This is a genomic window from Pseudomonas sp. FW507-12TSA, from assembly GCF_058781435.1.
The window spans coordinates 20,478-33,261 of sequence record NZ_JBYSWT010000035.1 but is presented as its reverse complement, the minus strand read 5'-3'; the positions used below and the strand labels follow the sequence as shown (position 1 = coordinate 33,261).

Below are 12,784 nucleotides of genomic sequence, written 5' to 3'. Positions count from 1 at the left end.
AGCGACGGTGGTGACCTCAGGTCATGACCAGGCCGCCGTCGTACAAGATCGATTGGCCGGTCATGCCGGCCGCACCCGGTGACAGCAGATAGGCCGCCAGCTCGCCGATCTCTTCGGGGCGAATCGCCCGGCGCAGGGGAATCCGCTCCTCCAGCGAAGCTTGCAAGCTGTCCTTGTCCGTACCCATTGCCTGGGCCTGGCGGGCCAGCAGTTCATCCATCATGTCAGTGGCCACCAGGCCCGGGCAGATCGCATTCACCGTGACGCCGTGGGCGGCCGTCTCCAACGCCACGCAACGGGTCAGCCCGACCAGCGCGTGCTTGCTCACGTTGTAGGCGCTCTGGTTCATGGAGCCCCATTTGCCCGCGGTGGAAGCGATGTTGACGATGCGCCCTGCCCTTTGCGCGAGCAAATGCGGGAGCACCGCCTGCATCAGGTTCACGCAGCCCATAACATTGATCTGAAACAGGTTCTCGAAGTCTTCGGCGGCGAAGTCGAGGAAGGCCGCTGATTTGTATACCCCGGCGTTGTTGACCAGGCCGTCGATGCGGCCCCAGCTGGCTAGCAACTCGGCGACGGCCAAGAATACCGCCGGGCGATCGGTGACATCGAAACTGCGTACCTCCACATCGATCCCATCACGACCCAGTTCCGCCTGGAGAGCCCGCAATTTATCCGCGCTGCGCCCGGTGACACAGACCCGGGCGCCCTTGGCCAGCAGGTTCCTGGCGATGGCCAGCCCGATGCCACTGGCCCCGCCACTGACAATGATGTTCATTCCTGCGAGTGCGTTCATTTCATACCCTCCGCTCGGCGCCGAGCCAGAACCGGTTTCTGATTTCGCGCTTGAGCACCTTGCCCGTAGCGCTGCGTGGCAGGTCGTCCCAGATCTCCACCGACTTGGGCGTCTTCACCCCGCCCAACTGCTCGCGGCAGGTGCGCAGCAGCACTTCCTGGTCGATGGACCGGCCTTTCTTCAATTGCACCACCAGCTTGACCGCCTCGCCCCATTTTTCATCGGGGACGCCAATGACCGCGCAATCCTCGACCTCGCCCAGGGAGCACACCACCGCTTCGATTTCGGAAGGATAGATGTTGAAGCCCCCGGAAATGATCATGTCCTTGCTGCGATCGACGATGTACAGATAACCGTCCTGGTCGAGGTAGCCGACATCGCCGGTACGCAGCCACTCGCCGTTCTTCGCCTCTTGGGTGGCGGCGGGATTGTTGTAGTAGCCCACCATCACCAGGGCACCGCGTACTTCTATCTCACCGGCCTGCATGGGCTCGGCCTCCTGGCCATCGCTGGTGATGATCCGCACCTGTGTCAGGATGCCCGGGCGTCCGCAACTGCGCATGCGCTGGCTGAGGCGCGGGTCATCGGGGCGGTGATCGTCCGGCGCCAGGAAGGTGCAAGCCGTGGGAGCCTCGGTCTGGCCGTAACCCTGGGTCATGACCGGCCCGAACACGCCGATGGCTTCCTCGATCTTCGCCTGGGCCGCGGGCGCGGCGCCGTACAGGAAGTATTGCAACGAGCTGTAGTCGTAGCGGCGCACATCGGGGTGGGCCAGCAGCGCATACAGTGCCGTGGGCGGCAGGAACAGGTGCGTAACCCCATGTTGCTCGATACTGCGCATGACCTTCTCGGCATCGAAGCAATCGAGGATCACATGGGTGGCGCCCTGTGCAGTCAGGATCGCGGCAATGGCGCCGGCGCCATGGGTCAGCGGCGCGACCACCAGGTGTACCACTGGGCCCTTGGGCGGCAGCGCGGTGCTCACATTGGCGACTTGGGCGATCCAGTTCAGATTGTTGTGCATCACGCCCTTGGGCTTGCCGGTGGTGCCCCCTGTGGGAATGATCGACACCACATGTTCCGGCCCCGGGATCAGGTTCGGGGCCCGGGTCGCAACCTGTTGGCACAGGCTCCTGAGGGAATCACCCTCCGGGCCGTCGATGGCCACGAAGCGGATCGTCCGCCGGACCTGCTGCATGTATTGCGCGACCGTCTCGGCCAGCCGCGTATCGTAGAGCACGATGTCCACCTCGAAGGACTCGAGGATATACAGGTTTTCTTCCAGTCCATTGCGGGCGTTCAGCGGTACCCAGGTGGCGCCCATGCGGTTCATGCCATAGATGCACTCCAGGACCGCGCCGCAGTTGGGGGCATAGATCGAGACCTTGCTCCCCTCGCCTGCCCCCAGTGCCAGCAAGACATTGGCGATCCGGTGGCTGCTGTCGTGGGCCTGCGCATAGCTCAGCTGGCCCTGGGCGTCGATGCAGAAAATGCGCTCCGGGTGGGTCCGGTAGCCTTTGTCCAGAAAATCAACAATTCGCACGATGCTGCCCCTTGCTCAATCGCCTACGCGTTCCAGGATGGAGACAACCGCAACACCTTCCTCGATGCCCAGGAATCCGCCGCCGTTCTCCTGCAGCGCCAGGCGTGCCCCGGCTACCTGCCGGGGACCGCACTGCCCGCGCAGTTGCTGGGTCAGCTCGAAGACCTGGGCCAGGCCGGTGGCACCGATCGGATGGCCACGGCTTTCCAGGCCGCCTGAGGGGTTGATCGGAATGCTTCCGCCAAGGGTGGTGGCACCGGACTCCGCCAGGATGCCGCCTTCACCGAATGCGCAAAAACCCAGTTGCTCGGCCACATAGAGCTCGCCAAAAGCCGTGGCGTCATGCACTTCGGCTACATCGATATCGTCTGGCCCGACCCCTGCCACCTCGTAGGCCCGGCGAGCCGCCCGGGCGCCACCGCTATTCTGGAAGTCTTCCCAGGCGCGCTCCTTGCCGGACACCAGTTCATAGGCACGTACCTTGACCCGCGACCTGCCCAGCCCCAGCCGCGCCGCGCCACGCTCGGTACAGAGGATGGCCGCCGCCGCACCATCGGCGAAGGGCGAGCACATCGGCACTGTCAGCGGATAGCTCAGGGGGCGCCCGGCCAGCACCTCCTCCACCGTGAAGGCCTTGCGGAACTGCGCTCTTGGGTTGTGCACCGAGTGGCCATGGTTCTTCGCGGCGATCACCGCCATCTGCCGCTGGGTCGAGCCGAAGCGCTGCATGTGCGCGCGGCACATGGTGGCGTACAGGTCCATGAACGCGGTCCGATGCCCTAGCTCCACTCCCGCAGGTGGTGGAGCGCCCAGTTGATCCATGCGCTGCAGGGTGGCCTCTACCTCGTGCACGTCCATGCCGCCGCGAAAGGCCTCCATCATGCGCTGGTCGAGGGACTCCTGGCCGTAGGTCATCTTCTCGACGCCGATGGCCAAGGCCACGTCGCCCGCGCCAGAGCGCAGGTACTGCAGGGCCAGCCAGACCGCCGTCGACGCCGAAGCGCAGGCGTTCTCCACATTGACGATGGGAATCGAGTCCAGCCCCGCCGCGCGCAGTGCGATCTGCCCGGCGATGTTGGTTTGCCCTTCCACCACGTCCTGGCAGCCATTGGAAAAGAACGCCGCTTCGATCTGCCGCAGATCGGCGCCGGCATCGGCCAGTACGTCCTGCAGCGCCTCGATCGTCATCTGCTTGATTGAGGCTGCCGGCCTCCTGGCGAAGGCGGTTTGGGCAACACCCGCGATGTAGATGGGTTCCATGTCAGACCTTTCTTGTTGTTTGCGTTCATGGGGTCCTGAGGCAGGCATGGATGGCATGCCGAGGACCTCATCCGGAGACTGCCTGTTTCGATTGATTGGTCAGTTTGGTACCAAATTATCGAATACGGTTCCATTTAACGGCGCCAAAGGTACCATGTCAACATAATTGGTACCGAGTCGAGCCGACGAACATCTCGACAAGCCAACCCTCGTCCGTCCTGGTCCGGCGTGGGCGCTGCTCGTTCCTATGCCCAAGGGCATGGGGGAATGTGCAAGTCTGTGCTCGACCGGTTCACCGCTATCCATGGACAGCGACGCGCTCCCACAACCCTGTTGTGTGCTAACAGCCACCTGGGGTTGTGGTACCGTCGCCACCTCGATGCACCTTCCGTCAATTAGGCGCCAACGCTGATGAAGAAAATTTTTGATGACGATGAGTTCCAGGCCGAACTCACCAGCCTGTTCCTCAGTGAGGGCATGAGCGCGCTCAGCGTGGGCGAAATCGCCGCGCGCATGCGCTGCTCCAGGCGGCGTCTCTACGAACTGGCCGGAACCAAGGAAGAACTGTTCTGCCGGATGATCCAGCGCTATTTCGACAGCGTTCTCAAAGAAGGCAACCAGGTCATCGACCAGGCGCAGGGCAACAGTGCCGAGGTCCTGACGGAGTATTTCCGAGTAGGAGCCAAGGCTGGCAGCACGCTCAGCACACCCTTCCTGCTGGATCTGGAGCGGCTGCCGGAAGCCAAGAGGATCTTCGATGAGTACCAGAACGCCCGCGCGGTGGTCGCCGAGCAACTTCTCGAGCAAGGCATACGCGAGGGGTTCTTCGTGCCCTGTCACGTGCAACTGATCGTGGAGACTTTGCGAGCGGCGGCGCAACGGCTGCGCCAACCGGAATTCCTGACCAAGGCCGGCATGACCATGGACCAGGCGTTCGATGAGTTCTATCGGGTCATGCTCGGTGGGCTTCTGGAGAAGCGCCGCGGGGAGCCGGCAAAAGACAAGGCGCCGCGGGCACGCAAGGCCAAGACGCCGCAATGACTTGAACCCCCCGGCAGGTTCGAACCTGGCCGGGGGGCGCACCGAGCCGATCGGGGTGGACCGGATCAGCCGCTCAAGAGCCGATTCTCAGGCATCGCTCGGGGCGACACGAATCACCAGCTTGCCCGAACTCTGGCCGGATTCCAGGGAGTGTTCTGCCGCGGCGACCTGCTCCAGCGGCCATTGCTCGATCTCATACAGGGTTTCGCTTTCCAGCCACTCCAGGGTGAAGGCTTCGGAGGCTTCCCACTCAGGCTGGCCGAACCAGGCAACGATCGAGTACGGCATGATGGTGATGCCGTCATAGCAAATGGGTTGGGTATCGATGGGCGGCATGCTGTCGCCGGCCTGGCGGCCAAAGATGACCCAGCGGCCACGCTTGCGAATGACTTGGGTATCGGTGGCGATCGTCGGCCCGGAAACGCCGTTGATCGAGACATCGACCCCGCCCCCCTGCTCACCGCCGACAAAGAAGCCGCTGGTCTTGGGACCACAGATGCGATTGATCTCATCCACGTAGTTCTGCGTCTTGCGATTGACGACGTGGTCGCAGCCGTTGGCACGCAACAACTGCACCTTGTCCTGCGAACTGCAGATGCCGATCACCCGGACGTTGCTGAACTTGCGCTTGAGGATCTGCAATACCAAAAGGCCAATGCCGCCGGCTGCAGCATGGAGCAGCACGGTCTCGCCCTCACGGACCTTGGCCCACTGGTACACGATCATGTAGGCCACCCGCATATTGAGGAAATAGGCCAGGGCCTTGTCCAGCGCGATCGATGGCGGGAGCGGCTTGAGGCCCTCGGCAGGGGCGACGACGTATTCGGCGAAACCTCCTTCGAGTACCGCCGCGGCAACCTTGTCGCCGATCTTCAGGCCGCTCACCCCGGCACCGACCTGGTCGATACGGCCAGCCGCTTCCAGCCCGGCGATGAACGGCGGCGGCGTGTCACGCTTGAGCGTGCCGGTGCGATGCATGACATCGCCCCAGCGCATGCCGGCGTACTCGACCTTGATGCGAACCTGCCCAGGTCCGGCTTGCGGAGCCGGGGCGTCGACCAGTTGGTAGTTGTCGACCGAGCCATATTCATTGAGTTGGATAGCGCGCATTACAGACTCCTCTCTAGTGGAATGCTGGAGCTACGGCAGCCGAAACCCGCCCTGCATGGAGGGCATTTGATTGACGGGCATCGGTACCGAACATGCATAATCAAGTACCATTACAGCATGCAAATGGGACCAAATCAAAGAATTTGGTACCGTTAATCAGTGATCCTATCAAGCGAGCCCGCTACGAATCGGGCCCGGCGTCTTGTGGTTGTGGCTCAAGCCGGCCCGGACGGCACCGGGCGAAATGCCGGCACCAGCCAATAGGCCAGTGCCGGGATCAGGATCAGCGCTCCCAGCATGTTCCAGATGAACATGAAGGCCAGCAGCAGGCCCATGTCGGCCTGGAACTTGATCGGGCTGAAGGTCCAGGTGACCACGCCGATAGCCAGGGTGAAGCCGGTCAGCACCACCACCCGGCCAGTGAAGTTCAGCGCCTGACGGTAGGCCTGGGCCAGGGATGCACCGCTGCGCACGCCCGCCAGGGTGACGCTGAGAATGTAGAGCGCATAGTCGACACCGATACCTACGCCCAAGGCGATCACTGGCAGCGTCGACACCTTCACCCCCATGCCGAGCCAGACCATCAGCGCCTCGGCCAGCACGCTGGTGAGCATCAGTGGCAGCACGGCGATCACCACGGCGCGCCAGCTGCGAAAGGCGATGAAGCACAGCGCGATGACTGCCGCGTAGACCATCAACAACATGGTGCGCCAGGCGCTCTTGACCACGATGTTGGTCGCTGCCTCGATACCGGCGCTGCCCGCCGCCAGCTTGAACTGCAGCCCCGGCTGTCGTTGTCCTTGGCGAAAGCTTCGACATGGGCGGTCACTCGTTCCAGGGTGGCGGCCTTGTGGTCGCCGAGGTAGGCATACAGCGTCAGCAGGCTGCAACTGTCATTGCTCAGCCCACGCGGGACCTTGGCGGTGGTCGAGTTGAGGATGGCCTGGTTCGGCACCAGGTCGTACCACTTGGGGTTGCCCTCGTTCATTCCCACCAGCATGCGGCGGTTCATCGTCGCTAGAGATTGCACGCTCTCTACTCCAGGAATCTGCCGCAGCTGCCACTCCAGGGCATCCACCTTGTTCAGGATGGTGTAGTCCGCGCACTGGCCTTCGGGGGTAGTGACCAGCACCGCCAGCAGGTCACTGGCAGTGCCGTAGGCCTTGTTCATGAAGGCTGCGTCCTGGTTGTAGCGGCTTTCGGGCCGCAACTCCGGAGCCCCGGGGTCAAGATCGCCGATCTGCAGGTGAGTACTGGCAAGCCAGCCACCCAGCGCCATCACCCCGGCCACCACCAGCGCCGCCGTGGCCCAGCGGCGCTGGGTGAACAGCTCCACGCCGCGCCAGTAGTTGCGCCGGAGCTGGGCCTGGTCGTCATGCAAGCTGCGCGCCGCCGCCCGGGCGCTGACACCGGTATAGCTGAGCAACACTGGCAGCAGGATCAGGTTGGTGAAGATCAACAGCGCAACGCCGATGCTCGCCGCGATCGCCAGTTCGCGAATGACCTGGATATCGATGGCCAGCAACACGGCAAAGCCCACCGCATCGGCCAGGAGCGCGGTCAGCCCCGCCAGGAACAACCGGCGGAAGGTCATGCGCGCGGCCTCCAGGCGCGGCCTGCCGCGGCCGATGTCCTGCATGATGCCGTTCATCTTCTGCGCCCCGTGGCTCATGCCGATGGCGAAGACCAGAAAAGGCACCAGGATCGAGTACGGGTCCAGCGAGTAGCCCAGCGCGTGCATCAACCCCAGTTGCCAGAGCACCGCAATGATCGATGCCAGGAGCACCAGCACCGTGGAGCGAATGCAACGGGTATAGCCATACACCATCAGGGCCGCCACCAGCGCAGCTACGGCGAAGAACACCAGCATGATCCTCACGCCATCGATCAGGTCCCCCACCACCTTGGCGAATCCGCTGATCCGCACCTCCACCCCCTGCTGTTGGTACTTGTCGCGCAGCCGCTCGAGTTCCTGGGACAACGCGGCGTAGTCCAGCGCCTGGCCATCCGGGGTGGTCGTAAGCAGCGGCACGTAGATCAGCGAAGAACGGCGATCCAGCGCCACGGTCTGGCCGATTTCGCCCGAGCGCTCGATGTTGGCTTGCAGTTGTTCGAGGCTCCTCGGGCTGCCATCGAAGCCCCTGGGGATCACCGGCCCGCCTTCCAGGCCCTCTTCGGTGACCGCCAGCCAGCTGGTCGAGGGCGACCACAGGCTTTTCATGCGGATCCGATCGACGCCAGGGATGAGGAACACCTCATCGCTCAGCGCCCGCAAGGTTTCCATGTAGTGCTTGTCATAGAGGCTGGCACCGGGATTGCCGACCGAGATGCGCACGGCGTTGCCCAGCCCGGTCAACTCGGCCTGGTACTGCAGGAAGGTCTGGATGTAGGGGTGCTGGCGCGGGATGGTCTTCTCGAAGCTGGCGTTGAGCTTGAGCTGCAGCGCCTGCCAGGCCAGCAGCACAGTGAGCAGCATGCAGATCAACACCACCCAGGGGCGATGGGAGAACACCAGGCGCTCGATCCAGGAGCCCGAATGCGCTTGGAGCTCGCTGGCCTGGGTCTCTGGCGACAAGCTGGGACTCATGGCGGTCATTTTAGGCTCACCTTCTTCACAAGAAAGACACCACGTACGGAGGCCACGACGGACTCGCCATTATCCAGGGCCAGGATTCCATTCAAGGGCGGTAACTGCCCCGGCAGGCGCAGCAGGTGATCGTGCTCCAGGCGCATGAGGCTCCCTCCCTGGTTGGCCAGCAGCACCTGGCCCTGGGCATCGACCGTTGACGCAACGATCGAATCCGAACCCAGGGCCGGAACCCGGCTCCAGTGCTCTCCGGCATCGCTGCTCTTCCACAGGTTGCCACGCAGGCCGGCCGCCAGTAGCTCACCTGATGCGCTGATCTGGGCGGTGAAGAAGCTGCCCTCATAGGGCACGGCGCAGTGGCGGAAGGTCCGCCCCCGGTCGTTGGAGTACAGCAGCGTGCCGCTCTCGCCGGCGATCAGCACTTCGTTGCCACGTGCGTGGATGGCATACAGGTGCCGGTCGGAGCCTCCGGGAAAGCGTGAGGAAATACCCTGCCAATGCTGGCCGCCGTCAAGGGTTTCGAAGGCCAGGCCATAGGCGCCCACCACGATGCCGTGTTGTGCATCGAAGAACCACAGATCCAGCAGCGGTTTGTCCGCACCATCGGCGACCATGCGCTCGGCCTCCTCCACGGCCGGCCCCGGGCCACTGCCGGCCGCCGCCAACAGTTGCTGCGCGGCCTGGTTGCCGTCCAGTTGCCTGGCCCAGGTGCTGCCGCCATCGGTGGTGGCCAGCACCACTGCGCCATGGCCGGTGGCCCAGCCATGGCGCGAATCGACGAAGCGCACCGACGTCAACCCGACACTCACCGGCGAGTCCACTTGCTGCCAGCTATGGGCCTGGTCATCGCTGATGACGATGACCCCGCGCTCGCCCACCGCCACCAGCCGGCTTGCGGCGCTGGCGATGCTCTGCAGGCTGGCGCTCGGTATTTCTCGCAGTGTTTGCGCCGGCCGCTCCAGGGCTGGCAGTACAGGCGCCGCCTGGGCGATGGATAGATAAAGACCGGCAATGAATAAGCCAAGACGCAAAAGCATAGGTGCCACCGAAGAAGGCTTGGAATCGGGGGCGGCCACCGCACGCGGCCGCCTTGCAGGTTGCTCAGCGCACGCCACTGCGGGTCAGCGCATCGGGTCCGAACTCGGACGCGGGATAACTGGGCTTGAGGGCGTACTGGTTCGATTTGCCGGCCATCAAGTCCGACATGTAGCCCACTCCCGCCAGCAAGTCGGTGAACTGCCAGGTCAGGTTGACCACCGCCGGGATCTCCGGGGCGACGATGTTGCTCATCCAGAAGGTGCGCCACAGCTGACCCCTGCTGTCCCAGCGGTCGGCCAACTGGCAGCCCCAGGTGTCTTCATCGCAGTAGTAGCGACTCTTGACCGCTGCATGGCGTTCGCCATCGCGCAGCGTGGCCTCGACCACCCACATGCGGTGCAACTCCCAGCGCACGTAGTCCGGATTGGCATAGACCTTGTCGCCGAGGATCTCTTCGTTGGATTTGGCCCCCATGAAGGCATTGCCGTTGTAGGGAACGTAGATCTCCTTCTTGCCCAGCAGCTTCCAGTTGAAGCGCGTCAGGGTGCCTTCCCAGATCTGCAGTTCATCGGTGGTGGTCAGGCCCGCGGCCGACGACGATGGCGTGTCGCAGCAGGGGTTGGGCAGCTTGCGCACCCGGCGCTGGCCCGGCAGGTAGGTCCAGGCCTGGTCGTTGGCCGAATCCAGCGCATAGAACGAAGAGATGCCCTCCCCGGCGCGGCTGGGCGGCCCCACCAGGAAACCCGCCATCTGCCGGTACACCGCCTTGCCGTCATTGAACTGCTCGGGCTTGGCATCCTTCAGGTACGAGGGGAACTGGAAGTTGATCCGAATCTCGGAAACCAGCACCTTCTTGCTGGGCAACTGCTGGTACCCGGCGCCCTGGATCACGAACGAGGCTCCGCGCCAGCGCAGCAGGTGGTTCCACATCACCTGCGCCCCGCTCTTGGGAATGGGGAACGGAATTCCCCCGGCAAAACCCCGTGGCACATCCCCATCCAGCGTGGCGTGGACCGCGTTCCAGGCAGTATTGGCGTACACCGCCTGTGGCGCGCTGGCGGTCCGGTGGGTCGGATAGACATTGATGCGATAGTCCGCAAACTTCTTGAACATCGCCACCTGGCCGTCGTTCAGCTTGTCGGCGTATTCAGCGACGTTGCTGGCGGTGATGGTGAACAGCAGTTTTTCGTCCTTGAACGGATCGCCACGGCTGCCATTGGCCGCATTGGGCAGCGCGCTGGTGTAGCCGCCGTTCCAGGCTGGGATGCTGCCGTCCTGGTTGCCCGCGCGCTCGGCCCCGAAGGGGGTCAGCTCGGTAGCCAGTTTCGCTGCTTCCTCGGCCGTGACGGCCGCATTGGTACTACTGATAAAAACCGCGAAGCAGGCAGCTACGCCACAAGACATCTGAAAGAGTTTCATCGTTACCTCGAATGACAGCGTTACCAGGTGCGGCGCACCGAGAAGGAGATGTAGTCGCGATCGGCAAGCGACTGGCCGAAGCTCGCCGCCGTGACGCCAGAAGGCAGGGTGATCGTGGCCGGCATGGCCTTGCCGAAGTAGTTGGTGTAGGCCAGCTTGAGCTTCCACACCGTGTCGTAGGTGCCGGCCACCCCCAGGGTGAAGGTGCCGCCGTTTTCGGGCGGGAAACCGGCTGCAAGCGAAGAACGCGAGCCCTTGGGGGCGTACTGGACGCCGATCGGCACATCGATATCGAGCCCTGGCAGCACCTGGCGATACGTAGGCTGGAACACCAGGGACAGGGCTGAAGCATCCCGGGTGGTGTTGGCATCCAGGGCCCCGCACTGTTTGGTACAGGACAGCATGCGGTTCCAGGCGATCTCGCCGGTCAGCGAGGCCTCGTTCCACCAGGCTGTCGGTGGCAGGTTGGAGATCGCCGAGAGGTTCAGGTGCCCCGTCCTGCCCACTGCATAGGCCGGTTTATCGCTGTTGTTGCTACCGGCGAAGTCCACCGCGCGGGTCGAGTACAGCGGTTGGTTGTGGTGCACACCGGCTTCCAGCGCCAGGTTGGTATCGCCGAAGGAGTGGCTGGCACTGAAGGCCAGGGCGGTGGTGTCCTCCGGGTAGACCAGGGTATAGGACGCCGGGATGCCTCCGGCTCCCAGGGTGGTCGTACTCACCGGGCTCTTGCTGTGGAAACGCAGCGCATAGAAACCGAAGTCGGTTTCGTTCCAGTTCCACTTCAACTGCACGCCGCCCTGCCCCGAATCGGAGGCCCTGACATCCTTGTTGCGATTGACCTTGAGCATCTGCCCCGAGGGCAAGGGCACGAGAATGCTCTCGCCGCCGATAGGCGCGGTATCCCCGACAGCGAAATAGCTGCCCGCCGCAGGCAGACGGTTCTCGACGAACTCGAACTGGTAGTAGGCGCCGATCGATACATCCGGCGTCAGCTGGATCTGCCCCGACACCTGGGGAACGGGCAATACGTATTCCTTGGCTTGCGCCGTCGAGTCGGTGGCCAGGCGGCTCAGATCGTAAGGGCTCTGCGCTCCGGCAATGGCGTTGCTGGAGAAGAACAGGCTTTCGCCCCAGACCAGCGCATGCTGGCCCAGGCGCACGACGCTCGGCATATCGCCCAGGTCGAACTTCTGATAGACGAATGCATCGAGGAATTCGGCGTTGCGGCCCATCCACAATTGCGTATCGGAAGAAAACCTGTTGTGCGGCGTATGGTTGGGAAAGGCCCCTGCGGAAAAACCCGGGTTGTCGTTCTTGCGGTTGTAGACATCGTCGTACCAGGCCGCACCAGAGACCCTGGCACCAAAGCCGCTCGAATGGCTGACGTCGACCTCGCTCACCCAATCGACGCGGTTCGAGACAATGCCCGGGTCGAAGTTGCGGTTGCCATCATCCTGGTTCGGATTGGCCACCAGTGCCGAACGATGGGATCTCAACCGCGAGATCACGCCGTAGCGCAGGGTGTTGTCTCAGCGTATCTGCCAGTCGGGATTGCCCAGGTCGATTTCCGCGGCGTTGCACGCTGGAGAATAAGCTGTCGCCGTCGCCAGTGCGCTTGCTGCGATGGCGAGTGCACTGCAGGTAGAAAAGCATGCTGCTGTTATTTTTATTTTCACTTTGCTGGCTCCTGTCGTTTATCGCGAACCCCCGCCCCAGGCCATCCGAGCAGGGGCACCAACTCCCACCACCCGCCCGTGTTCGAGCCAAGCGCAGGGACTGCCCCTCATGACCTGTGGCCCGGGCACTGCCCTGGCCACTGATGCAACGGAGATCGGTACCGACTAATGTTGTTGTGGTACCAATAGAGCATGGCGCATGGAATCAAGTCAACATATTTGGTACCAAAAACCATGAAGTCGTACCTTGCATGGCCGCCCTGTCCCGAGGTGCCGGCCGCGCTCCCCGGCTGGCCAATCAACACTCCGCGAAG

8 protein-coding genes and 1 pseudogene are annotated in these 12,784 nt (G+C 63.4%); 1 reads left to right on the top strand and 8 read right to left on the bottom strand.

All coding sequences use genetic code 11. The features are described from left to right. Positions 1-16: 16 nt before the first annotated feature. From AC3WK8_RS26790 to AC3WK8_RS26780, 3 genes are read right to left on the bottom strand one after another with little or no spacing between them, the layout of a single operon-like run. Positions 17-796, bottom strand: coding sequence for an SDR family NAD(P)-dependent oxidoreductase (locus AC3WK8_RS26790; protein ID WP_103326334.1), 780 nt, complete (start codon positions 794-796; stop codon positions 17-19). 1 nt (position 797) lies between these two features. Beyond that, complete coding sequence (locus AC3WK8_RS26785; protein WP_053129906.1) at positions 798-2,339, bottom strand: class I adenylate-forming enzyme family protein; 1,542 nt, start codon at positions 2,337-2,339, stop codon at positions 798-800. Positions 2,340-2,354: 15 nt separating this feature from the next. Next, positions 2,355-3,599, bottom strand: a complete 1,245-nt coding sequence (locus AC3WK8_RS26780; protein ID WP_103326335.1) for a thiolase C-terminal domain-containing protein — start codon at positions 3,597-3,599, stop codon at positions 2,355-2,357. Between the two features lie 411 nt (positions 3,600-4,010). Here AC3WK8_RS26780 and AC3WK8_RS26775 point away from each other — a divergent pair, with 411 nt between their 5' ends. Next, on the top strand, positions 4,011-4,640 hold the full coding sequence (locus tag AC3WK8_RS26775; protein WP_103326336.1) for a TetR/AcrR family transcriptional regulator: 630 nt from the start codon (positions 4,011-4,013) through the stop codon (positions 4,638-4,640). 87 nt (positions 4,641-4,727) lie between these two features. Here the strand turns inward: AC3WK8_RS26775 and AC3WK8_RS26770 are convergent, their stop codons facing one another. The 5 genes and pseudogenes from AC3WK8_RS26770 to AC3WK8_RS26750 all read right to left on the bottom strand — a co-directional run bounded on the left by AC3WK8_RS26770 (position 4,728) and on the right by AC3WK8_RS26750 (position 12,314). Beyond that, entirely contained in the window at positions 4,728-5,750 is a 1,023-nt protein-coding gene (locus AC3WK8_RS26770; RefSeq protein ID WP_103326337.1) for a quinone oxidoreductase family protein, read from the bottom strand. Positions 5,751-5,965: 215 nt separating this feature from the next. Continuing rightward, positions 5,966-8,346, bottom strand: a pseudogene (locus AC3WK8_RS26765) (efflux RND transporter permease subunit). Then, entirely contained in the window at positions 8,343-9,374 is a 1,032-nt protein-coding gene (locus tag AC3WK8_RS26760; RefSeq protein WP_103326338.1) for a WD40/YVTN/BNR-like repeat-containing protein, read from the bottom strand. The pseudogene AC3WK8_RS26765 and the gene AC3WK8_RS26760 overlap by 4 nt, the downstream one beginning before the upstream one ends. A gap of 64 nt (positions 9,375-9,438) precedes the next feature. Then, positions 9,439-10,794: a DUF1329 domain-containing protein gene (locus AC3WK8_RS26755; protein ID WP_256592400.1), complete on the bottom strand. Its 1,356-nt coding sequence runs from the start codon at positions 10,792-10,794 to the stop codon at positions 9,439-9,441. Positions 10,795-10,814: 20 nt separating this feature from the next. Next, a complete protein-coding gene (locus tag AC3WK8_RS26750) occupies positions 10,815-12,314 on the bottom strand; it encodes a DUF1302 domain-containing protein (RefSeq protein WP_103326340.1) in 1,500 nt (499 codons plus the stop codon). Between the last annotated feature and the right edge of the window lie 470 nt (positions 12,315-12,784).